This is a genomic window from Pseudomonas sp. SJZ079, assembly GCF_007993865.1.
Taxonomy (GTDB): Bacteria; Pseudomonadota; Gammaproteobacteria; order Pseudomonadales; family Pseudomonadaceae; genus Aquipseudomonas.
Window position 1 is genome coordinate 42545 of sequence record NZ_VIUH01000002.1, and the last position, 23186, is coordinate 65730.

22 protein-coding genes are annotated in these 23186 nt (G+C 64.6%); 17 read left to right on the forward strand and 5 right to left on the reverse strand.

What is annotated here, in order from left to right:
- Position 1: 1 nt before the first annotated feature.
- The 3 genes from purH (at position 2) to FBY03_RS02375 (ending at position 5980) form a co-directional block, all read left to right on the forward strand.
- Entirely contained in the window at positions 2-1609 is a 1608-nt protein-coding gene (gene purH, locus FBY03_RS02365; protein ID WP_147170597.1) for a bifunctional phosphoribosylaminoimidazolecarboxamide formyltransferase/IMP cyclohydrolase, read from the forward strand.
- A 199-nt stretch (positions 1610-1808) separates the two neighbouring features.
- The gene (gene purD, locus FBY03_RS02370) at positions 1809-3098 is read left to right on the forward strand and encodes a phosphoribosylamine--glycine ligase (protein ID WP_147170598.1); all 1290 of its coding nucleotides are present in this window, start codon (positions 1809-1811) and stop codon (positions 3096-3098) included.
- A 101-nt stretch (positions 3099-3199) separates the two neighbouring features.
- Positions 3200-5980, forward strand: a complete 2781-nt coding sequence (locus FBY03_RS02375; RefSeq protein WP_147170599.1) for a hybrid sensor histidine kinase/response regulator — start codon at positions 3200-3202, stop codon at positions 5978-5980.
- Positions 5981-6028: 48 nt separating this feature from the next.
- Here the strand turns inward: FBY03_RS02375 and FBY03_RS02380 are convergent, their stop codons facing one another.
- Together FBY03_RS02380 and FBY03_RS02385 are read right to left on the reverse strand one after the other, a co-directional pair.
- Positions 6029-7105 carry an exo-alpha-sialidase gene (locus FBY03_RS02380; RefSeq protein ID WP_147170600.1) on the reverse strand — a complete coding sequence of 359 codons (1077 nt, stop codon included), beginning with the start codon at positions 7103-7105 and terminating at the stop codon, positions 6029-6031.
- Between the two features lie 17 nt (positions 7106-7122).
- Positions 7123-7392 carry a MoaD/ThiS family protein gene (locus FBY03_RS02385; RefSeq protein ID WP_147170601.1) on the reverse strand — a complete coding sequence of 90 codons (270 nt, stop codon included), beginning with the start codon at positions 7390-7392 and terminating at the stop codon, positions 7123-7125.
- 242 nt (positions 7393-7634) lie between these two features.
- Between FBY03_RS02385 and FBY03_RS02390 the strand changes: the two genes are divergently transcribed.
- The 13 genes from FBY03_RS02390 to FBY03_RS02450 all read left to right on the forward strand — a co-directional run bounded on the left by FBY03_RS02390 (position 7635) and on the right by FBY03_RS02450 (position 19772).
- Positions 7635-8231, forward strand: coding sequence for a MarC family protein (locus FBY03_RS02390; protein WP_147170602.1), 597 nt, complete (start codon positions 7635-7637; stop codon positions 8229-8231).
- A gap of 358 nt (positions 8232-8589) precedes the next feature.
- The gene (gene urtA / locus FBY03_RS02395; protein ID WP_147170603.1) at positions 8590-9858 is read left to right on the forward strand and encodes an urea ABC transporter substrate-binding protein; all 1269 of its coding nucleotides are present in this window, start codon (positions 8590-8592) and stop codon (positions 9856-9858) included.
- 146 nt (positions 9859-10004) lie between these two features.
- Positions 10005-11576, forward strand: a complete 1572-nt coding sequence (gene urtB, locus FBY03_RS02400; protein WP_147170604.1) for an urea ABC transporter permease subunit UrtB — start codon at positions 10005-10007, stop codon at positions 11574-11576.
- Positions 11576-12679: an urea ABC transporter permease subunit UrtC gene (gene urtC / locus FBY03_RS02405; protein ID WP_178090536.1), complete on the forward strand. Its 1104-nt coding sequence runs from the start codon at positions 11576-11578 to the stop codon at positions 12677-12679. The genes urtB and urtC overlap by 1 nt, the downstream gene beginning before the upstream one ends.
- On the forward strand, positions 12676-13527 hold the full coding sequence (urtD, locus tag FBY03_RS02410; RefSeq protein WP_147170605.1) for an urea ABC transporter ATP-binding protein UrtD: 852 nt from the start codon (positions 12676-12678) through the stop codon (positions 13525-13527). The genes urtC and urtD overlap by 4 nt, the downstream gene beginning before the upstream one ends.
- Before the next feature lie 137 nt (positions 13528-13664).
- Positions 13665-14363 (forward strand): urea ABC transporter ATP-binding subunit UrtE, encoded by a 699-nt coding sequence (gene urtE / locus FBY03_RS02415; protein WP_147170606.1) that lies wholly within the window; start codon positions 13665-13667, stop codon positions 14361-14363.
- A 206-nt stretch (positions 14364-14569) separates the two neighbouring features.
- The gene (locus tag FBY03_RS02420) at positions 14570-15415 is read left to right on the forward strand and encodes an urease accessory protein UreD (protein ID WP_147170607.1); all 846 of its coding nucleotides are present in this window, start codon (positions 14570-14572) and stop codon (positions 15413-15415) included.
- Positions 15415-15717: an urease subunit gamma gene (gene ureA / locus FBY03_RS02425; RefSeq protein ID WP_147170608.1), complete on the forward strand. Its 303-nt coding sequence runs from the start codon at positions 15415-15417 to the stop codon at positions 15715-15717. The genes FBY03_RS02420 and ureA overlap by 1 nt, the downstream gene beginning before the upstream one ends.
- A gap of 2 nt (positions 15718-15719) precedes the next feature.
- A complete protein-coding gene (locus FBY03_RS02430; RefSeq protein ID WP_371920737.1) occupies positions 15720-16235 on the forward strand; it encodes an N-acetyltransferase family protein in 516 nt (171 codons plus the stop codon).
- Between the two features lie 16 nt (positions 16236-16251).
- Positions 16252-16788, forward strand: coding sequence for a GNAT family N-acetyltransferase (locus FBY03_RS02435; protein ID WP_147170610.1), 537 nt, complete (start codon positions 16252-16254; stop codon positions 16786-16788).
- Positions 16785-17090, forward strand: a complete 306-nt coding sequence (locus tag FBY03_RS02440) for an urease subunit beta (protein WP_147170611.1) — start codon at positions 16785-16787, stop codon at positions 17088-17090. The genes FBY03_RS02435 and FBY03_RS02440 overlap by 4 nt, the downstream gene beginning before the upstream one ends.
- Positions 17091-17214: 124 nt before the next feature.
- Complete coding sequence (gene ureC / locus FBY03_RS02445; RefSeq protein ID WP_147170612.1) at positions 17215-18915, forward strand: urease subunit alpha; 1701 nt, start codon at positions 17215-17217, stop codon at positions 18913-18915.
- Between the two features lie 230 nt (positions 18916-19145).
- On the forward strand, positions 19146-19772 hold the full coding sequence (locus FBY03_RS02450) for a hypothetical protein (RefSeq protein WP_147170613.1): 627 nt from the start codon (positions 19146-19148) through the stop codon (positions 19770-19772).
- A gap of 14 nt (positions 19773-19786) precedes the next feature.
- Here the strand turns inward: FBY03_RS02450 and FBY03_RS02455 are convergent, their stop codons facing one another.
- From FBY03_RS02455 to FBY03_RS02465, 3 genes are all read right to left on the reverse strand, one after another.
- A complete protein-coding gene (locus tag FBY03_RS02455; RefSeq protein WP_147170925.1) occupies positions 19787-20053 on the reverse strand; it encodes a DksA/TraR family C4-type zinc finger protein in 267 nt (88 codons plus the stop codon).
- A gap of 139 nt (positions 20054-20192) precedes the next feature.
- Positions 20193-21056 carry an oxaloacetate decarboxylase gene (locus tag FBY03_RS02460; RefSeq protein WP_147170614.1) on the reverse strand — a complete coding sequence of 288 codons (864 nt, stop codon included), beginning with the start codon at positions 21054-21056 and terminating at the stop codon, positions 20193-20195.
- A 200-nt stretch (positions 21057-21256) separates the two neighbouring features.
- Complete coding sequence (locus tag FBY03_RS02465) at positions 21257-22204, reverse strand: substrate-binding domain-containing protein (RefSeq protein WP_147170615.1); 948 nt, start codon at positions 22202-22204, stop codon at positions 21257-21259.
- A gap of 250 nt (positions 22205-22454) precedes the next feature.
- Here FBY03_RS02465 and FBY03_RS02470 point away from each other — a divergent pair, with 250 nt between their 5' ends.
- A complete protein-coding gene (locus FBY03_RS02470; protein WP_178090537.1) occupies positions 22455-23171 on the forward strand; it encodes a VC0807 family protein in 717 nt (238 codons plus the stop codon).
- Positions 23172-23186 lie beyond the last annotated feature (15 nt).

Below are 23186 nucleotides of genomic sequence, written 5' to 3' on the forward strand. Positions count from 1 at the left end.
AATGACCGACCAGACCACCCGCCTCCCCGTTCGCCGTGCGCTGATCAGCGTTTCCGACAAGACCGGCATCCTCGAATTTGCCCGCGAGTTGTCCGCCCTCGGCGTGGAGATCCTCTCCACCGGCGGCACTTACAAGCTGCTCAAGGACAACGGCGTGGCCGCGGTCGAAGTCGCCGACTACACCGGCTTCCCGGAAATGATGGACGGTCGGGTGAAGACCCTGCACCCGAAGATCCACGGCGGCATCCTCGGTCGCCGCGCGCTCGACGGCGACGTCATGGCGCAGCACGGCATCCAGCCGATCGATCTGGTCGCGGTCAACCTCTACCCGTTCGAAGCCACGGTGGCCAAGCCTGACTGCGACCTGGCCGACGCCATCGAGAACATCGACATCGGCGGACCGACCATGGTCCGCAGCGCGGCGAAGAACCACAAAGACGTGGCCATAGTGGTCAATACCCACGACTACGCCGCCATCCTCGACGGCCTCAAGGCCGGCGGCCTGACCTACGCCCAGCGCTTCGATCTGGCCCTCAAGGCCTTTGAACACACCGCCGCCTACGACGGCATGATCGCCAACTACCTGGGCACCATCGACCAGGCTGCCGCGACGCTCAGCACCGAAGCCCGCGGCGCCTTCCCGCGCACCTTCAACAGCCAGTTCGTCAAGGCCCAGGAAATGCGCTACGGCGAGAACCCGCACCAGAGCGCGGCCTTCTACGTGGAAGCCAAGAAAGGCGAGGCCAGCATCTCCAGCGCCGTGCAACTGCAAGGCAAGGAGCTGTCGTTCAACAACGTCGCCGACACCGACGCCGCCCTGGAGTGCGTGAAGAGCTTCGTCAAACCGGCCTGCGTCATCGTCAAGCACGCCAACCCCTGTGGCGTGGCCGTGGCCACCGACGCCGAAGGCGGCATCCGCCAGGCTTACGAACTGGCCTACGCCACCGACACCGAGTCGGCGTTCGGCGGCATCATCGCCTTCAACCGTGAACTGGACGGCGAAACCGCTAAAGCGATCGTCGAGCGCCAGTTCGTCGAAGTGATCATCGCCCCGAAAATCAGCGCTGCGGCGCGTGAAGTCGTCGCCGCCAAGGCCAACGTGCGCCTGCTCGAGTGCGGCGAATGGCCGGCCGAACGTACGGCCGGCTGGGACTTCAAGCGGGTCAACGGCGGCCTGCTGGTACAGAGCCGTGACATCGCCATGATCAAGGCCGAAGACCTGAAGATCGTCACCCAGCGCGCGCCGAGCGAGCAGGAAATTCATGACCTGATCTTCGCCTGGAAAGTGGCCAAGTTCGTCAAATCCAACGCCATCGTCTACGCCAAGAACCGCCAGACCGTGGGTGTAGGCGCCGGCCAGATGAGCCGCGTCAACTCGGCGCGGATCGCCGCGATCAAGGCCGAGCACGCGGGCCTGCAGGTAGCCGGTTCGGTCATGGCGTCGGACGCCTTCTTCCCGTTCCGTGACGGCCTGGATAACGCCGCCGCCAATGGCATCACCGCGGTGATTCAGCCAGGTGGCTCGATGCGCGACGCGGAAGTGATCGCCGCGGCCGACGAAGCGGGGATTGCCATGGTGTTCACCGGCATGCGCCACTTTAGGCATTAAAATCGGCCGCACTCGGACAGGCATCTGCGGCGTTGCCCGGCCCTTCCCCCATGCTCATTGCCAAAAGGCAACTCCGCTGGGTAAAGGGCCGGGCGTCCTGCATCTACCAGTCCGATCGCGACCTCGACATTCGTAGGGTGGATAGCGTTTTTCCTATCCACCAAACGGGCCGCAGGCCCGCCTCCTGAAGGAGAACCCCATGAACGTACTGATCATCGGCAGCGGCGGGCGCGAACACGCCCTGGCCTGGAAAGTCGCTCAAGACCCGCGCGTCGAGAAGGTCTTCGTCGCCCCGGGCAATGCCGGCACCGCCATCGAAGCCAAGTGCCAGAACGTCGCCATCGACGTGCTGGCCCTGGAGCAACTGGCCGACTTCGCCGAGCAGAACGTGCAACTGACCATCGTCGGCCCGGAAGCGCCGCTGGTCGCCGGCGTGGTCGACCTGTTCCGTTCGCGTGGCCTGGATTGCTTCGGCCCCACTGCCGGCGCGGCTCAGCTGGAAGGCTCCAAGGCCTTCACCAAGGACTTCCTCGCCCGCCACCAGATTCCCACCGCCGACTACCAGAACTTCACCGAGATCGAGCCGGCGCTGGCCTACCTGCGCGAGAAAGGCGCACCGATCGTGATCAAGGCCGACGGCCTGGCCGCCGGCAAGGGCGTGATAGTTGCCATGACCCTGAGCGAGGCCGAAGACGCGGTGCGCGACATGCTCGCCGGTAACGCCTTCGGCGATGCGGGCTCGCGGGTGGTGATCGAGGAGTTTCTCGATGGCGAAGAAGCCAGCTTTATCGTCATGGTCGACGGCCACAACGTGCTGCCGATGGCGACCAGCCAGGATCACAAGCGCGTCGGCGACGGCGACAGCGGCCCGAATACCGGCGGCATGGGCGCCTACTCGCCGGCACCGGTGGTCACCCCGGAGGTGCACCAGCGGGTGATGGATCAGGTGATCTGGCCGACGGTCAAGGGCATGGCCGCCGAGGGCAATGTCTACACCGGTTTCCTCTATGCCGGGCTGATGATCGACAAGGCCGGTCTGCCGAAAGTCATCGAATTCAATTGTCGTTTCGGCGACCCGGAAACCCAACCGATCATGCTGCGCCTGCAGTCGAGTCTGGTTCTGCTGATCGAGGCTGCCCTAGCCCAGGCGCTGAACAAGATCGAAGCGCAGTGGGACCCACGCCCGAGCCTCGGCGTGGTACTGGCGGCCGGTGGCTACCCGGCCGACTACGCCAAGGGTGATGCGATCCATGGTCTGGACGCCGCCGTCAGCCCGCAGGGCAAGGTGTTCCACGCCGGCACAGCGCTGAAGGACGGCCAGGTGGTCACGGCCGGCGGCCGCGTGCTGTGCGCCACCGCCCTCGGCGAAAGCGTCGGTGCGGCCCAGCAAGAGGCCTACCAGCTAGCCGAAAAGATCGACTGGAACGGCTGTTTCTACCGTAAGGACATCGGCTATCGCGCGATTGCCCGCGAGCGTGGCGAAGATTAAGCGGCAGTAGTCGACAGGCGGTCAGCTGACCGCCTTTGTCATATTCCGCTGTATAAAGGCTTGGCTATAATCGGGCCACTTACTTGCGAAGGGAATTCACCGTGCGCCGGCTCAGGATTGCCAATGGATTGTTTCTCTGCCTTGTACTGGCGGCACTCTTTGGATTGCCTGCGCAGATGGCCCAGGCCGCGGCATGGTCGCAACTCAGCGAAAGCGGCAGCACCCTGCAGCTAGACGACATCCGTTCCCCCCGTTACCAAGCGCAATTCGTTGCCAGCGAACTGACCCAGCTGTACACCCCCGGCGGCGATAGCACACTCTGGCTGCATCACCGTTTACCGCCGCACACACAAGCGCAATTACTGCGGGTGTTCGCGCCTTACCTGACCTACCTCGACCTGTACGTGCTGCAGGGCGATGAACTTCTCGCCCACACGCGCACCGGTAGCGGCCTACCCTTCTCCAGCCGGCCGCTGGCCAGTCGCGATCTGCTCTTGCCGCTGCCGCAAGCCGACGTACCCCTGGATATCTATCTGCGGCTCGCTTCGGAGCACGCCCTGCGCCCGACCATCAGCCTGCAAAGTGCCAACGCCATGGCCGCCGACGATGATCGGCCTCTGCTGTTCGGCCTGCTGCTCGGCGCCCTCGGCATGCTGGCGATCTATAACCTCGTGCGCTTCGCCTACAGCCGTGCCGCCAGCAGCTTGTGGCTGGCGGCGACCCAGACCTGCCAGCTAGTGGCGACGCTCAGCCTGCTGGGCATCAGCTCACCCTGGCTCGGCGATTGGCTGCCGTTGCAGCCGCAGATCGCCAACTTCTCGATGCTGCTGGCCATGTTGTGCGCCCTGGGCTTTACCGCCAGTTTCTTCCACAAGGTCTGTCCCGATACCCCACTGACCCGCCTGCTGGTCGCCGAGTTCGCGCTGATTGGCCTGTTGTGCCTGGTACTGCTGATCGCCACCAACCTGCAGTTCAACCAGATGGTCTACGGGCTTACCGCCGTGACCGGGCTAAGCATTCTGCTGGTGGCGCTGTACCACTGGCACCACGGCTATCGGCCGGCACGCCTGTTCAGTGTGGCGCTGCTGGTGTTTTGCGCGGCCTTTGTCGGCGCCCTGCCGGTACTGTTCGGTTACTGGTCGGTGCCATCCGACTGGATGGCCTATGGCCTGCTGGCAGTGATCGTACTCGGTGGCTTCATCCTCAGCATGGCCGCGAGCGAACGCCAGCGGCACATCGTCCAGGACCAGCACAGCACCAGCAGCGCCCTGGCCGCCAGCTCCGCCGAGCTGAGGGCCAAGGCCGAATTCCTGGCCAAGATCAGCCATGAAATCCGCACGCCGATGAATGGCGTCCTGGGCATGACCGAGTTGCTGCTCGGCACCCCACTGTCGGCCAAGCAGCGCGATTACGTGCAGACCATCCACAGCTCCGGCAACGAGCTGCTGACCCTGATCAACGAGATTCTCGACATCTCCAAGCTGGAGTCCGGGCAAATCGAGCTGGACGATGTGCAGTTCGACCTCAACGCGCTGATCGAAGACTGCCTGGACATCTTCCGGGCCAAGGCAGAACAGCAGAAAGTCGAGCTGATCAGCTTCATGCAACCGCAGGTGCCGCGGGTGATCAGCGGCGATCCGACGCGTTTGCGCCAGACCCTGCTGAGCCTGCTGGACAACGCCTTCAAACAGACCGACGAAGGCGAGATCCTCCTGGTCGCCGCCCTCGACACCAGCGGCGGCGAACCGCGCCTGCGCATTGCCGTGCAGGACAGCGGGCAGCCGCTGCACGCCAGCGAGCGCGATGCCCTGCTCAATACCGAACTGCACAGCAAAGACTTCCTCGCCGCGACCAAGCTCGGCGGTCGTCTCGGCCTGATCATCGCCCGCCAACTGGTGCGCCTGATGGACGGTGAGTTCGGCATCCAGAGTGGCGGCAATCAAGGCTCGACCCTGTGGCTGTCCCTGCCGCTGGACAGCCAGCGCCTGGAGCAGCCCACCGCCGACCTTGACGGCCCGCTGCAAGGCGCACGCCTGCTGGTGGTCGATGACAATGACACCTGCCGCAAGGTGCTGGTGCAGCAATGCGCGGCCTGGGGCCTGAGCGTCAGTGCCGTGCCCTCGGGCAAGGAGGCCCTGGCGCTGCTACGCACCAAGGCGAATCTGCGTGAGTACTTCGATGTGGTCCTGCTCGACCAGGACATGCCCGGCATGACCGGTATGCAGCTGGCCGCGAAGATCAAGGAAGACCCCAACCTCAATCACGACATCCTGCTGATCATGCTGACCGGCATCAGCAACGCGCCGAGCAAGATCATCGCGCGCAACGCCGGGATCAAACGCATCCTCGCCAAACCGGTCGCCGGTTATACCCTGAAAGCCACCCTGGCCGACGAACTGGCGCAAAGCGGCGATGGCACTTCACCGCTGTTCAGCCCGGCCGTGGTCAACGTCCCCCTGAGCGTGCCGAGCGACTTCCGCATCCTGGTCGCCGAAGACAACAGTATCTCGACCAAGGTGATCCGCGGCATGCTCGGCAAGCTCAACCTGAAACCGGACACGGCGAGTAACGGCGAAGAAGCGCTCACGGCGATGAAGGCGCAGCACTACGACCTGGTGCTGATGGACTGCGAGATGCCGGTGCTCGATGGTTTCTCCGCCACCGAGCAGCTGCGCGCGTGGGAAACCGTCGAACGGCGCGAGCGCACCCCGGTGGTGGCCCTGACGGCGCATATCCTCAGCGAGCACAAGGAGCGCGCACGACAGGTGGGCATGGACGGCCACATGGCCAAACCGGTGGAGTTGTCGCAGTTGCGTGAACTGATCGAGTACTGGGTCGCCCAACGAGAAAGCCAGCGTCAGCGCCACGTCATACCGTCCTGATCACCGCCCCCTGCCGCCTAAGGCGTCGTCACGCCTGGCGCAACGCCGCTAGGCAAAACGCAAGGCGTAGATCGGCGGCAGATTGCCGGCCAGCGCCTGCCAGTTGTCGCCCTGGTCATCCGACAGCCACAGATGGCCAGTGGTCGAGCCCATCGCCAGGCCTTGCCCGCTCGTGTCGATCGCCAGTCCGTGCCGATAGACCAGGTCGAAGCAATCGGCCTGCGGCAGCCCCCGGCTCAACGTCTCGAAACTACGCCCCGCGTCGCGGGTGCGGGTCACCACCAACCGCTGGCCCACCGGCACCCGGCATTCATCCTTGACCGCCGGCACGAACCAGGCGGTACCCGGTTCAACGGGGTGCACCGCGACGGCGAAACCAAAGCTCGAAGGTGCGACATCATGGATTTCCCGCCAGTGCGCGGCGCCATCGGTCGAGAGAAAAATCCCGTTATGGTGCTGCACCCACAGGGTATCGGGCTGCGCCGGACAGGCCACCATGCGATGCGGGTCCTGAATCTCCGGCGTCCCCTGCAGCTCAGGCGGCATATAGGCCGCGCGCATGCCCTCGGCCCGGCAAGCCCAGCTCGCGCCGTCATCCTCGCTGCACCAGACGCCACCGCAGGACACCGCGACGCTTAGCCGCTCACTGGCCCGCGGGTCGACGCAGATCGAGTGAATACCCGGCTGCGGGTAGCCACCGCCGAACCACTGCGCCCGCTCAGGACGCTGCCAGAGCGCATCGATCAATGCCCAGGACTCGCCGTGATCGCGCGAGCGGAACAGCGCGCCGGGCAGGGTTCCGGCCCACAGCGTGCCCGGCTGATCCGCGCCGCCGGCTTCCAGCGACCAGATCATCTCCACCGTGGGGCCCTCAGTGCCAGTCTCCACGACGAAGGCCGGGGCCACGACCTCTTGCCAGCTCTGCCCGGCATCGGTCGAGCGCCACAGCTTGGGCCCGAAATGCCCCAGATGCAGGGCGGTATACAGGTAACCGTCACGCCGATCGAGCAAGAGCATGCTCACCGGTTCACCGAGAAAATCCGTACGCTCGATGTGCCAGCCAGCGCCCGTTCGGGCAAAGGTCAGCAAGCCCTTGCGCGTCGCCACATAAAGTACCTCGGACATAGTCATCTCCTGGTTTCTCAGCCGCCGGCCAGCGCCTGCACCACATAGATGTCACTGTTGGCGGTAACCCTGTCGGTCAGGCGTTGGCGGTCGGCTATCTGCTCGGCGTCGACGAAAATCAGCACGTGCGGACGCAGCCGCCCCTGATCATCCAGCAGGTAGCTGCGCAGCCGTGGGTTGACCGCGAAGACCTCCAGCAGCACCGCCTCGACCGTGGTGCCGCTGACCCTGAGCGCTGCCACATCGAGGTGGCGTTGCAGGTTGGGGGTGAAGCTGATGCGCGCCATCGGCCACTCCTGGCTTGCGCCGGGTGTAAACAAGCTTAGCGCAACAGGTATAGACGATCTCGCGTAGCGCACTCGCTTCGCCCGCCCGGCGGTCGCGCCGCTGGTCGCGGTTTTTGCGCCGCCGGCACTGGCGATAGTCCCGGCAATCCCGGATCATGCGGCCCCACACAGAGCAGTCGCGCGGCAGATGCGCGCCCTGCACCTACACTCATCCCACCCCGATCCCGAGACGAGTCCACCCCATGGCGTCCGAGCTGTTCAGTCTGTATTTGAAGTTGTTGGTGCTCTACAGCCCGTTCTTCGTGTTGTCCTGTTTCATCGGCCTGAGCCGCGGCTACACGGTCAAGGAGCGCAAGCGCCTGGCCTGGAAGGTCGCCGCCGGCGTGCTGATCGCCAGCGTGCTGTTGTACCTGTTCGGCAGGCACATCTTCACCCTGTTCGGCATCACCATCGATGCCTTCCGCATCGGCGCCGGCAGCGTGCTGTTCATCTCCGCGCTGGGCATGGCCCAGGGCAAGTCGGCGGTGCAAACCGACAACGTGCAGCAGGACGTGACCATAGTGCCGCTGACCATTCCACTGACAGTCGGCCCCGGCACCATCGGTGCGCTGCTGCTGATGGGCGCCAGCCAGCCGCACTGGAACGACAAGCTGCTGGCGGTGGTCGGCATTGCCCTGGCCAGTCTCACCGTCGGCGTGGTGCTGTACCTGTCCAACCAGTTCGAACGCCTGCTCGGCGATCAGGGTCTGCAGATCGTCAGCCGCCTGATGGGCCTGTTCGTCTGCGCCCTGGCGGCGCAGATCATCTTCACCGGGGTGAAAAACTACCTCGCGCTCTGAAGCGGTGCAAAGCGGGCCTATTGCCAGCCTGCAGCTGCGCATCCGCACCAAAGCCGCGCAAGCGGGCATTGCGCAAGCCCGCCGAAAAACCCAGCGAACCCTTATAGCCCGTGGCTTTGCGCCAATTGGCACGGATGCTGCCACTGGACTGGCGACCTCCAGGAGCCTGTCGGACTTAACGCGGTTCTACTGCGGAAAAACCGGACTTGGTCATTTTTGCTGCTTTCCCTCGTTAAATGGCCGGCTATTCGCCTCGGAAAGCAGCACAACTGCCTCAACCCGACTTCCCCACGCTACTAACGGTTAAGTCCGACTGGCTCCTAGGTCCCACCCAACAGTTGCGCATGGAGCCCTATCGATGAAACGTCGCCCCTTTCTGCAATCCTCACTCGCCGCCAGCGCGCTGATCGTCAGCGGCCTGTTCCCGTTCAGCCTGCAGGCCGCCGAAACCATCAAGGTCGGCGTGCTCCACTCGCTGTCCGGCACCATGGCCATCTCGGAAACTTCGCTGAAAGACATGGCGCTGATGACCATCGACGAGATCAACGCCAAGGGCGGCGTGCTCGGTAAACAGCTGGAGCCGGTGGTGGTCGACCCCGCATCCAACTGGCCGCTGTTCGCCGAGAAAGGCCGCCAGTTGCTGACCCAGGACAAGGTCGCGGTGACCTTTGGCTGCTGGACCAGCGTGTCGCGCAAGTCGGTGCTGCCGGTCTATGAAGAACTCAACGGCCTGCTGTTCTACCCGGTGCAGTACGAGGGTGAGGAGCTCTCGCCGAACGTGTTCTACACCGGCGCGGCGCCCAATCAGCAGGCCATCCCGGCGGTGGAGTACCTGATGAGCGAGGACGGTGGCGCCGCCCAGCGTTACTTCCTGCTCGGCACCGATTACGTCTACCCGCGCACCACCAACAAGATCCTGCGCTCCTTCCTGCACAGCAAGGGCGTGGCCGACCAGGACATCGAAGAGGTCTATACCCCCTTCGGTCACAGCGACTATCAAACCATCGTCGCCGACATCAAGAAGTTCTCCGCCGGCGGCAAGACTGCGGTGATCTCCACGGTCAATGGCGACTCCAACGTGCCGTTCTACAAGGAACTGGCCAACCAGGGTATCGACGCCACCGACGTGCCGGTGGTCGCCTTCTCGGTCGGCGAGGAAGAATTGCGCGGCATCGACACCAAACCCCTGGTCGGCCAGCTCGCCGCGTGGAACTACTTCCAGTCGGTGGAAAGCCCGGTCAACAGCGCGTTCGTCGACAAGTGGAAGGCCTATGCCAAGGCCAAGGGCTTGCCGGGCGCCGATAAGGCCGTGACCAACGACCCGATGGAGGCCACCTACGTCGGCATCAACATGTGGGCCCAGGCGGTCGAGAAGGCCGGCAGCACCGAGGTCGACAAGGTCCGCGAGGCCATGGCCGGGCAAACCTTTGCCGCGCCGAGCGGCTTCACCCTGACCATGGATGCGACCAATCACCACCTGCACAAGCCGGTGATGATCGGCGAAGTCCAGGAAGACGGTCAGTTCGACGTGGTCTGGGCCACCGACAGCCCGCTCCGCGCCCAGCCGTGGAGCCCGTACATCGAGGGCAACGAGCAGAAGCCGGACTACGCGGTGAAGAGCAACTGATCTGACCGGGCTCGCCCCTGACGCAATCCTGTAGGAGCCAGCTTGCTGGCGATCATCTCGACTCGGCCATGCGGATCGAGCGCGATCGCGAGCAAGCTCGCTCCTACGGCGTCCCGCACCACGATCGGGATACTTAGGACCTACCTATGCCCACTGCCCTGTACCGCTTTCTCCTGTTTCTGGCGTTGGCGCTGCCGCTCACCGGCCAGGCCGGCGACGCCAGCGATTTCGCCGCCGCCAGCTCCAGCCAGCAAGCCAAGCTGCTGCAGCGCTGGGCCGCCGCGCCTGAAGCCGCACGCCTGGCGCTGCTCGAAGCCTTGCACCAGGGCCGGGTGGTCGTCGACCGCAACAAGGCACCCTTCATCGAGAGCGCCGGGGCTTATCAGGCCGTCGAAGGCGACGCCGAGCCCAGCGACAGCCCGCGCAAGCTGCGCCTGAACAACCGCCTGCGCGGCCTGATCGCCACGGCCCTGGCCAGCCACCAGCTGCTCGCCGATGATCCGGCCCTGCGCTTGACGGCTGCGCAACTGCTGCAGAAAAAAGCCAAGCCGGCCCAGCTGGCCCTGCTCAATGCGCGCGTCGCCGACGAGCAGGATGAGGCGGTGCGCGAGGCGCTGAGCTTGGCCCTGGCCAACCTGCAACTGGTCGACAAGGACCCGGCGGTGCGTCTGGCGGCAGTGCGCCTGCTCGGCGAGACCGGCCAGCCGCTGGCCCACACCCGCCTGGAAACCCTGCTCGCGCCCGGTGTGGAACCCGATGCCGGGGTGCGCACCGCCGCCGAAACCAGCCTGGCCCAGGTCAAACGCCGCCTGTTGCTCGGCGAACTGCTCGGCCAGGCCTTCAGCGGCATGAGCCTGGGCTCGATCCTGTTGCTCGCCGCCCTCGGTCTGGCCATCACCTTCGGCCTGCTCGGGGTGATCAACATGGCCCACGGCGAGATGCTGATGCTCGGCGCCTATGCCACCTACCTGGTGCAGCTCGGCCTGCAGCGCCTGGCCCCGGACTACCTGGCGCTGTACCCATTGCTGGCGCTGCCGGTGGCCTTCTTCGTCACCGCCGCCATCGGCATGGCCCTGGAACGCACGGTGATCCGCCACCTGTATGGCCGGCCGCTGGAAACCCTGCTGGCCACCTGGGGCATCAGCCTGATGCTGATCCAGCTGGTGCGCATGCTGTTCGGTGCGCAGAACGTCGAGGTGGCCAACCCCTACTGGCTGTCCGGCGGCATTCAGGTACTGCCTAACCTGGTGCTGCCTTACAACCGCATCGTGATCATCGGCTTCGCCCTGTTCGTGGTGGCCTTGACCTGGCTGCTGCTGAACAAGACCCGCCTCGGCCTGAATGTCCGCGCGGTCACCCAGAACCGCAACATGGCCGCCTGCTGCGGGGTGCCGACCGGGCGGGTGGACATGCTCGCCTTCGGTCTCGGCTCGGGCATCGCCGGCCTCGGCGGCGTGGCCCTGTCGCAGATCGGCAACGTCGGCCCGGATCTGGGCCAGAGCTACATCATCGACTCCTTCCTGGTGGTGGTGCTCGGTGGCGTCGGTCAGTTGGCCGGCAGCGTGATGGCGGCCTTCGGCTTAGGGATAGCCAACAAGATCCTCGAACCGCAGATCGGCGCCGTGCTGGGCAAGATCCTCATCCTCGCGCTGATCATTCTGTTCATTCAGAAACGCCCGCAAGGTCTATTCGCACTGAAAGGACGGGTGACCGACTGATGACCATGCCACTTAATCCCACGCCTCTGAACAAGAGCCTGCTGGCCCGCGCCAGCTCCCGGCTCGGCCCGCAACTATCGCTCGGCCTCGGCCTGATCGCGCTCGCCGTGCTGCTCGCCCTGCCGCTGCTGCACCTGCTGCCGGCAGACAACAGCTGGCAGGTGTCAGCCTATACCCTGACCCTGGTCGGCAAGATTCTCTGCTACGCCATAGTCGCCCTGGCCCTGGACCTGGTCTGGGGTTACGCCGGCCTGCTGTCGCTCGGCCACGGCCTGTTCTTCGCCCTCGGCGGCTACGCCATGGGCATGCACCTGATGCGCCAGAGCGCCGGCGAGGGCCTGCCGACCTTCATGCAGTTCCTCTCCTGGAGCGAACTGCCCTGGTACTGGAGCGGTACCCAGAGCTTCCTCTGGACCCTGTGCCTGGTGGTGCTGGCGCCCGGCTTGCTGGCCCTGGTGTTCGGCTTCTTCGCCTTCCGTTCGCGGATCAAGGGCGTGTACTTCTCGATCATGACCCAGGCGCTGACCTTCGCCGCCATGCTGCTGTTCTTTCGCAACGAAACCGGCTTCGGCGGCAACAACGGTTTCACCGACTTCAAGCGCATCCTCGGCTTCGACATCACCGCCCAGGGCACCCGCGCCGTGCTGTTCCTCGCCACCGTCGCGCTACTACTCGGCAGCCTGTACCTGGGCTGGAAACTGGCGCGCAGCAAGTTCGGCCGCGTACTCACGGCGCTCAGGGACGCGGAGAACCGCCTGATGTTCTGCGGCTACGATCCGCGCGGCTACAAGCTGTTTATCTGGGTCTTGAGCGCGGTGCTCTGTGGCCTGGCCGGCGCACTCTATGTACCGCAGGTGGGCATCATCAACCCCAGCGAGATGTCGCCGACCAACTCCATCGAAGCCGCCATCTGGGTCGCCCTCGGCGGACGCGGCAGCCTGATCGGCCCGCTGCTCGGAGCCGGCCTGGTCAACGGCATGAAGAGCTGGTTCACCGTGGCCTTCCCGGAGTACTGGCTGTTCGCCCTGGGTTTGCTGTTCATCCTGGTCACCCTGTTGCTGCCGCAAGGGGTGATCGGCCTGTTGAAGAGGAGGTCGCAATGAGAAGCACGCCCACCCCCGAGCTGATGCTCGAGCCGATCTTCGACCCGATCGGCAGCGCCCGCGACGCCATTGGCGCCGGCCAGGTCGCCGGCCAGGGCCTCAACGTGCGCCACGGCACCATCCTGACCCTGGAGGACATCAACGTCAGCTTCGATGGCTTCAAGGCGCTGAACAACCTCAGCCTGTACATCGGCGTCGGCGAACTGCGCTGCATCATCGGTCCCAATGGTGCCGGCAAGACCACCCTGATGGACGTGATCACCGGCAAGACCCGCCCCGACAGCGGCGTCGCCTACTTCGGCGAAACCCTCGACCTGACGCAGCTGAGCGAAGTCGAGATCGCCCAGTCAGGCATCGGCCGCAAGTTCCAGAAGCCCACGGTGTTCGAGGCGCTGACGGTGTTCGAGAACCTCGAACTGGCGCAGAAGACCAACAAGTCGGTGTGGGCCAGCCTGCGCGCCACACTGAGCGGCGCGCAGAAGGAACGCATCGACGAGGTGCTGCACACCATCAAGCTGGAGGCCGCGCGCAATCGTCAGGCCGGCCTGCTCTCGCATGGCCAGAAGCAGTTTCTGGAGATCGGCATGCTGCTGATGCAGGACCCGCAACTGCTGCTGCTCGACGAGCCGGTGGCGGGCATGACCGACGCCGAAACCGAGTTCACCGCCGAGCTGTTCAAGTCGCTGGCACGCCGGCACTCGCTGATGGTGGTGGAACACGACATGGGCTTCGTCGGCAGCATCGCCGACCACGTCACGGTCTTGCACCAGGGCAGCGTGCTGGCCGAAGGCGCGCTGGAACAGGTGCAGACCAACGAGCGGGTGATCGAAGTCTACCTGGGCCGCTGATTACGCTGATGGTTGCCACGCTCCGGCGTGGCAACCCCTACCGGGACGCTCTGCGTCCCAGCGACGCAGAGCGCCGCCAGATGCATGCCCACGCAGAGCGTGGAATCGATCAGGGCCCGCCCTACAAGGACAGAACCATGCTGCAAGTTGAACAGCTCCACCAGTACTACGGCGGCAGCCATATCCTCCGCGGCCTGTCGTTCGAGGCCAAGGTCGGCGAAGTCACGTGCCTGCTCGGGCGCAACGGGGTGGGTAAAACCACCCTGCTGAAATGCCTAATGGGCCTGCTTCCGGCCAAGCAGGGCGCGATTAAATGGCAAGGCCAGAGCATCACTCAGCACAAGCCACACCAGCGCGTGCACAGCGGCATCGCCTACGTGCCGCAAGGGCGGGAGATTTTCCCGCGGCTGACGGTGGAGGAAAACCTGTTGATGGGGCTCTCGCGCTTCAGCGCCCAACAGGCCAAGCAGGTGCCGGCGTTTATCTACGAGCTGTTCCCGGTGCTGCAGGAAATGCAACAGCGGCGTGGCGGCGACCTGTCCGGCGGCCAGCAACAACAGCTGGCCATCGGCCGCGCCCTGGCCAGCAACCCGCAGCTGTTGATCCTCGACGAGCCCACCGAAGGCATCCAGCCCTCGGTGATCAAGGAGATCGGCGCGGTGATCAAGACACTCGCGGCACGCGGCGACATGGCCATCCTGCTGGTCGAACAGTTCTACGACTTCGCCGCTGAGCTGGCCGACCAGTACCTGGTGATGTCGCGCGGCGAGATCATCCAGCAGGGCCGTGGTGACCGCATGCAGGCCGATGGAGTGCGCGGGCTGGTGGCCATCTAAGTGCTGAGAATGGGCTCACCCGCACCAGCAGCAGGCAAATCAAGCCACGCGCACGCCACCTCGCACCAAAACCGAGCAAGTCATAAGACACCCACACCCGCCGCATACGGCAGCAACCCTCAGCCGCCGCGAACGCGCGCACTGTCCTGGCGCACAAGGCACGGCAATTGCTCTGTCCCAGCCATGACGCTGATTTAAGGACGCCCATGAACGCACCCGCCGCCCTGTTCACCCCCAGCTGGCATGCCGAGCTAGAGCTCGCCTATGCCCGCAGCGGTGACAGCACGCGCCCGGTGCTGCGCCGCCACCAGGGCCCGTTGCGGGTGCAAAAGCACCTCTACGCGGAAGGCCCCGAAGTCTGCCAGCACATCATCGTGCACCCGCCGGGCGGCATCGCCGGCGGCGACCGCCTGGAGATCAGCGCGACTGTCGGCGAACACGCCTGGGCGCAACTGACCAACCCCGGCGCCGCCAAGTGGTACCGCGCCGCAGGCCCGGCCTATCAGCAACTGAAGCTGCGCGTCGAAGCCGGCGCCACCCTGGAGTGGCTGCCGCAGGAGACCATCGTCTACTGCGGCGCCCAGGCCGAGTTGCACACCGAGATCCAGCTGCTCGGCGATGCGCGCCTGTGCTACTGGGACATGGTCGCCCTCGGCCGCCCGGCCAGTGGCGAACGCTTCGACCAGGGCCACTTCCAGGCGCAGCTGGATATCCGCCGCGACGGCCAGCTGCTCTGGCACGAACGCCAGCGGATAACCGGAGACGATGGTCTGCTCGACTCGCCGATCGGCCTGAATGGCCAGCCGGTGTTCGCCACCCTGCTGCTCAGCGGCGAAATCGACGCCGAGTTGCTGCAACGCTGCCGCGAACTGCCTGCTGCTGTGCAAGCTCGGGTACGCGGCGACCTGAGCCAACTGCCCGGCCTGCTGGTGGCCCGCTGCCTGGCCGCCGAAGCCCTGCATGCGCGCGCCTGGTTGATCGACCTGTGGCGCCTGCTGCGCCCCGCCCTGCTCGGGCGCGCTGCGCTGCCCCCACGAATCTGGAGTACCTGATGGACCTCACCCCCCGCGAGAAAGACAAACTGCTGATCTTCACCGCCGGCCTGGTCGCCGAGCGCCGCCTCGCCCGCGGGGTCAAGCTCAACTACCCGGAAGCCATGGCCTATATCTCCGCAGCCCTGCTCGAAGGCGCGCGCGACGGCCAGACGGTGGCGGCATTGATGCACTACGGCACGACATTGCTGAGCCGCGAGCAGGTGATGGACGGCATCCCGGAGATGATCCCGGAGATTCAGGTCGAGGCCACCTTTCCCGACGGCACCAAACTGGTCACCGTCCATCAGCCGATTGCCTGAACATGACTATTCAAGACGCGACCCAAGCCGACCTGCCCGGCATCCTGAGCATTTACAACGATGCGGTGCAGCACAGCACGGCGATCTGGAACGAGACCCTGGTTGACCTGGCCAATCGCCGCGCCTGGCTGGCCGAACGCGTGGCCCAAGGCTTCCCGGTACTGGTCGCGCGTGACGCCGACGAGGTACTCGGCTACGCCACCTTCGGCGCCTGGCGCCCACACGATGGCTACCGCTACAGCGTCGAACATTCGCTCTATGTACGCACCGACCAGCGCGGCCAGGGCCTTGGCGCGCAGTTGCTGACGGCGTTGATCGAACGCGCCAAAGCCTGCGACAAGCACGTGATGGTCGCCGCCATCGAGAGCGGCAACGCCGCGTCGATCCACCTGCACCGGCGTCTCGGTTTCGTCAGCAGCGGACAGATGCCCCAGGTCGGCTGCAAGTTCGGCCGCTGGCTCGACCTGACCCTGATGCAATTGACCCTCAATCCGGGCGCGCAGCCGCCAATCGCCTGAACGGAGTGACACCAGCATGAACACTGCCCAACTGCGTCGCGTCACCGCCGAAAGCTTCGCCCATTACCGCCCCGGCTTGATCGAACTGCTGCTCGATGCCGTGGCCCAGGGCTGGTCGTTGGGGTTCAAGGCCGATCTGGATGCCGCGCAAGCGCGGAGCTATTTCGACGAGGTGCTCAGCGACGTTGAGCAGGGCAACCTGTTGCTCTGGGTGGTGGTCAGGGACGAACAGGTGCAGGCCAGCGTGCAACTGGCGCTGTGCCAGAACGCCGATGGCCCCCATCGCGCGCAAGTGCAGAAATTGCTGGTGCAGCAACAGGCGCAACGCCACGGCCTCGGCCAGCAGCTGATGACCGCCCTGGAGCAAGGGGCGCGCCAACACCAGCGCGGCCTGCTGTATCTCGATATCCAGGCCGGCGCCCCGGCGGAGGCGTTCTACCGTGCGCAGGGCTACAGCCGGGTGGGCGCGATTCCGGACTATAGCTGCGGCCCGAACGGTGACTACCACCCGACCGCCATCTACTTCAAGAGCCTGCACGGAGCGAGCGCATGATTCCCGGCGAATACCAGATCCAGGACGGCGAGATCGAGCTCAACGCCGGCCGCCGTACCCTGACCCTCAAGGTGGCCAACAGCGGCGACCGACCGATCCAGATCGGCTCGCACTTCCACTTCTTCGAGACTAACGACGCCCTCAGCTTCGACCGCGCCGCCACGCGGGGTATGCGCCTGAACATTGCGGCCGGCACCGCCGTGCGCTTCGAGCCGGGGCAGTCGCGCGAGGTCGAACTGGTCGACCTCGCCGGTCAACGCCGGGTGTTCGGCTTCGCCGGGCGCGTGATGGGCAATCTGTAACGCCGATGGTTCCCATGCTCCGCGTGGGAACCCATGACGGGGCGCTCCGCGTCCCTGCGACGCAGAGCGTCGCCAGCCGCATTCCCACGCAGAGCATGGGAACGATCAAATTCGAGGAGTGCCGATGAAAATTTCCCGCCAGGCCTACGCCGACATGTTCGGCCCCACCGTCGGCGACAGGGTGCGCCTGGCCGACACCGAGCTGTGGATCGAGGTCGAGCAGGACTTCACCCATTACGGCGAAGAAGTGAAGTTCGGCGGCGGCAAGGTGATTCGCGACGGCATGGGCCAGAGTCAACTCTGCGCTAAAGATGTAGTCGATACCCTGATCAGCAACGCGTTGATCCTCGATCACTGGGGCGTGGTCAAGGCCGATGTCGGCCTCAAGGACGGACGTATCGCCGCCATCGGCAAGGCCGGCAACCCGGATATCCAGCCGGACGTGACCATCGCCATCGGCGCCGGCACCGAGGTGATCGCCGGCGAGGGCATGATCCTCACCGCGGGCGGCATCGACAGCCATATCCACTTCATCTGTCCGCAGCAGATCGAAGAGGCCTTGATGAGCGGAGTGACCACCATGATCGGCGGCGGCACCGGCCCGGCCACCGGCACCAACGCCACCACCTGCACCCCCGGCCCCTGGCACATGATGCGCATGCTGCAGGCCGCCGACGCCTTCCCGATGAACCTGGGCTTTACCGGCAAAGGCAACGCCTCGCTACCCGAGCCCTTGATCGAGCAGGTCAAGGCCGGCGCCATCGGCCTCAAGCTGCACGAAGACTGGGGCACCACCCCGGCCGCCATCGACAACTGCCTGAGCGTGGCCGACCAGTATGACGTGCAGGTAGCGATCCACACCGACACCCTCAACGAATCCGGCTTCGTCGAAACCACCCTGGCCGCCTTCAAGGGCCGTACCATCCACACCTACCACACCGAGGGTGCCGGCGGCGGTCATGCGCCGGACATCATCAAGGCCTGCGGCCTGCCTAACGTGTTGCCCAGTTCGACCAACCCGACCCGGCCGTTCACCCGAAACACCATCGACGAACACCTGGACATGCTGATGGTCTGCCACCACCTCGACCCGAGCATCGCCGAGGACGTGGCCTTCGCCGAAAGCCGCATCCGCCGCGAGACCATCGCCGCCGAGGACATCCTGCATGACCTCGGCGCCTTCTCGATGATCAGCTCCGACAGCCAGGCCATGGGCCGCGTTGGCGAGGTGATCACCCGCACCTGGCAGACCGCCGACAAGATGAAGCAACAGCGCGGCCCACTGCCGCAAGACGCTGCCGGCAACGACAACTTCCGCGCCAAACGCTACATCGCCAAGTACACCATCAACCCGGCGATCACCCATGGCATCAGCCATGAAGTGGGCTCGATCGAGGTGGGTAAATGGGCCGATCTGGTGCTCTGGCGCCCGGCTTTCTTCGGCGTCAAGCCGAGCCTGATTCTGAAAGGCGGATCGATTGCCGCCAGCCTGATGGGCGACGCCAACGCCTCGATCCCCACGCCGCAACCGGTGCATTACCGGCCGATGTTCGCCAGTTTCGGCGGTTCGCTACACGCCAGCAGCCTGACCTTCATCAGCCAGGCGGCCCTGGATGCCGGTATTCCCGAACAACTGGGGCTGAAGAAGCACATTGGCGTGGTCAAAGGCTGCCGCGCGGTGCAGAAAAGCGACCTGATCCACAACGACTACCTGCCCAACATCGAGGTCGACGCGCAGAACTATCAGGTCAAGGCCGATGGCCAACTGCTCTGGTGTGAGCCGGCCGAGGTGCTGCCGCTGGCGCAGCGCTATTTTCTGTTCTAGACGTCGAATAGAGTGCGTTCGCTCTAATGGGCGAACGACCTATGACGGGCGGCCCAGCGCTCGTCCGGTCGCGGCGCGACCTACCCTTCGCGTACTGAGAAGCCAGGCCAAATGCCAACCCCACCCTGGCGCCTCGCGAAACAACCCACGCTTTTTGCGCGCGGCACTACTGGACCACGCAGAAAGCTCATAAAATTATCGCCCCACTGCGCCATCACGGATGAGCCCGCATGCACCGCTCGAGAACTGGATTTCTGATCGTCGCCGCACTCCTGCTGTGCGGATGCGCCACGCCAAACATCGGCAGCAATTATCGCCTAGACGAAACGAGCGGTCGGGGCCTTGTCATCGGCTCGGTCACCTACCAGGGCAGGTTGTCCGAATACAAAATGTTCTACCGCCCGATGCCCACCGGGAAGGCTGCTTTTTTCAAAGCTGGGCAAGGCCAAGTACCGCCATTCCCGCACAACGACTTCGCCACTGCAGGCGCCACAGGAGAGCTGTTCAGCGCAGAGTTACCCGCTGGACGCTACGAGTTCTTCGGCTGGGGAATCCACAGCGGTGGAGCGGGGACACAGTCCACAGAACCGTTCAGCATCGAATTCGTCGTCACGCCCGGGCGCCCCATCTATCTGGGAAATTTCCATTTCGCGCAGGAGCGAAGCCTGGGGCTCACCGTCACCGGGGCCACGGTCTATCATCGCCTGCAAACGGAACGGGACCTCGCGCGCTTCAAAAACAGCTACCCACAGCTGGCAGAGCATCAGATCGAGGTACTCACGCCCCCATTCCCGGCTGATCATTCCGTCGGGAATGGTTACCAAACAGAGCTTTATCTGCTTCCCGTACACTACTGAGCAGGAACCTCGGATCAGCGCAACTGGCTATCCTTACTCCCGCGCCGGTTGTAGCCACCACCCGCCTTCTGCTGCTTGTCCAACGCGGACTGACAGGCCACACACAGGCGCACGCCTTTGATCGCCTCACGACGCGCCTGCGGGATCGGCGCATCGCACTCTTCGCAGTGCGTCAGGCTCTCGCCGCGTGGCAGCTGGCTACGGGCGCGGGCGATGGCGTCCTCGATGCTGCTGTCGATCTGCTCTTGCACCGCACCGTCACTTGCCCAACCACCGGCCATGTCGACCTCCACCTCTACCAGCTGAATAGCCATAGATATGGGCCGTCGACGATTTTTTTGCAAGCTGGACGCCGGTTGGTAGCGAGGAACTGCTCGCGCCACCCACTGATCACGCCGCGCTCAGCAGCACGTCGAGTGCTTACTCCTTCACGTCCATGAACGCCTCGGCCCAGACCAGATAGTCCTCGGGCTGAGTGTATTTGTGCGCCAATTCGGACGCGCTGAGGTCGTTGGCCACGGCCTGGCGCTGTTCGCGCAGGCAGTCGTAAGTGGCCTTGATCGCGGCGAAGTAGGCCGCATGCCCGTTGACCACGATGCGCACGCCAAGGCTGGCCAGGCGCTCGTTGTCGCGCAGCTTGGGGTTGCCATAGGTGACCAGCATCAGCGGGATACTCAGGCCTGCGGCGATCTGCTGCAGGTGCTCGAAGTCTTCGACACCGACGATGCAGATGCCATCGGCACCGGCCGCCTGATAGGCCTGGGTACGACGGATCACTTCGTCCACCGGCAGCACGCCGGCATGGGTACGCGCAATGATTGCCAGCGCCGAATCGACACGGGCTTCCAGTGCCGCGCGAATCTTGCCGACGCCCTCCTCCACGGAAATCAGGTCGGTGGATTTGCGCCCGAACTGAGCCGGTAGCAGGGTGTCCTCAATGGTTAATGCGGAGATGCCGGCACGCTCCAACTCGACCACGGTGCGCATCACGTTGAGCGCATTGCCATAGCCATGATCAGCATCGGCGATGACCGGCAGGCGGCTGACCCGACCGATGCGGGTGGCCTGCTCGACGAACTCGCTGAGGCTGATCAGGGCGAAATCCGGGGCAGCCAGCACCTGCAGGGAGGCCACCGAACCGCCGAGGATGCCCACCTCGAAACCGAGGTCGCCGGCAATCCGCGCGGACATGGGGTCGAATACCGAGGCGGTGTGATAGCAGGCGTCGGATGCCAATAGGGCGCGAAACGCACGCCGCAACTGGTGATGTGAGGTTCTTTGCATAGGGGCTTCCAGGGCTTGCGGCGCAAGCCGAACAGGGATCGTCGACTAGTTAGCTAGCTTAGCAAATTCCTCTATCCCCCTGAACCCGTCAGCTACGCAAGCTAAGCCGCTCGTCGACTTGCGTCATTCATCGCCGTAGCGCTTTCAGCCAGGGCCAAGCGTCGCCAGTGGCTCGCCGCGCCTCCCGACTGTTTCAGCGTTTACAGATTCTCCGGCATCGTCAATAACGCCTTGACCTCTGGGCTATCGAGACGTTCTCGAGTGACCAACATGGCATCCAACTCAATCTGCTGCCGCGCGGCTGTCACCCGCGGTTCGCGCATCGCACGCTCGGCCAGGCGCACCCCCTGATAGCCCATGGCATAGGGCTGCTGCACCACCAGTGCGTCTATCTGCCCGGCCCTGAGCGCATCCAGCAGTACCTGGCCGCTATCGAACCCCACATGCAACAGCTGATCAGTCGCCTGCAGACGCAGCAGCGCGGCATGGGTTTCGCGGGTGGTAGAACCGTTCGGGGTAAACAGTGCATCGAGTTGCGGCAACTGCTCGCGCAAGATCTTGAATGTCGTTTCGGGGTTACCGCCCAGAGGCTGGTCGAACACTATGGTCAGCCCCGCCGCCCGCACGGCCTGAATAAACCCTCGCCGGCGCTCGCTGGTCGAGGCAATCGCCGGACTCATCTGAATCACCCCGACCCGTCCCTTGCCACGCAGCACCTGCCCGAGATGCTGCCCGGCCAGCTGACCCGCGCGATAGTTGTTGGTGGCGATCAGCGCCCGCACCTCGGTACTGCCGACATCCCGATCGATATAAATGGTCGGAATACCACGGGCCTTGAGCGCCCGCACTTTGGCATTGATCTCGGCGCCACTCGGCGCAATCACCAGCGCTTTGCAGCCACGCGCGACCACCTTGTCGATCAGTTGCGCCTGCACCACGACGTTGCCTTCACGGATCGGACCCCGAAAATAGACCTCTATGTCCACATCCAGGCCCGCCTGCAGGGCGCCGTTCTTGACCTGTGACCAGAACAGCTGCGCACTGGCCGGCACTACGCCGATGCATTCCTTCGCCCAGGCCTGGCCAACCAGCAGGCTGCACAACGCAAGCACCCGCCAGGACCATCGAACAGCCTTGAGAAACCGCATAGAGCACTCCTGCGATCAGACGATCGCCGCACCGCGTGATAGCACTTTATCATCGTCGAGTTAGCGCCAAACCCTCCATTCGAACGATCGCCGCAACCGCCGAACCTTCGAGCCATTGCGCCAATCCGCGAAGTCTAAAGGCTGCTAACCGTCGGGGCGTACAACTTTGTCACAGTCCAGGCGACAGTTGGACTGGCGGCCGAGGCTCAAGCAGGCGATCATCAGGCTTCCTTTCTGCGCTATGAATGACATGACCGAGATCACCCAGAACACCCCGGCCAGCCACAAGCCCCGCCCAATGGTCGATTTACTGATCAGTATCCTGATTCCGTCGCTGATTCTGATGAAGCTCAGCGGCGAGGCGAACCTCGGCGCAGACGGCGCCCTGCTGCTGGCCCTGTCCTTCCCGCTCGGCTGGGGCGCTTTCGAGCTGATCAAGTACCGCAAATTCAACTTCATCGCCTTGCTCGGCCTGGTCAGCGTGCTGCTCACCGGCGGTATCGGTCTGCTGCATTTGGACACCCGCTGGCTGGCGATCAAGGAGGCGGCGATTCCCGGACTGATCGGCATCGCCGTGCTGGTGTCGACACGCACCCGCCACCCGCTGATCCGCACCCTGCTGTTCAACAAGTCGGTGCTCAACGTCGACAAGATCCATCAGCGCCTGGAGCAAGGTGGCCACACCGAGCTGTTCGAGGCACGCCTGCTGACGGCCACCTACTGGTTGAGCGGGACCTTCTTCTTCTCCTCGGCGATGAACTACGTGCTGGCCAAGTGGATCGTCATCAGCCCGGCCGGCAGCGAAGCGTTCAACGCCGAACTTGGGCGCATGAACCTGCTCAGCTACCCGATGATCGCAATTCCCTCGATGCTGATGCTGATGGCGATCTTCTACTACCTGTGGCGCACCATCCATGGTCTGACCGGCCTCAAGCTGGAAGAGATCATGGCCAACGCCGAGCACTAACGGCGGGTGCACCAC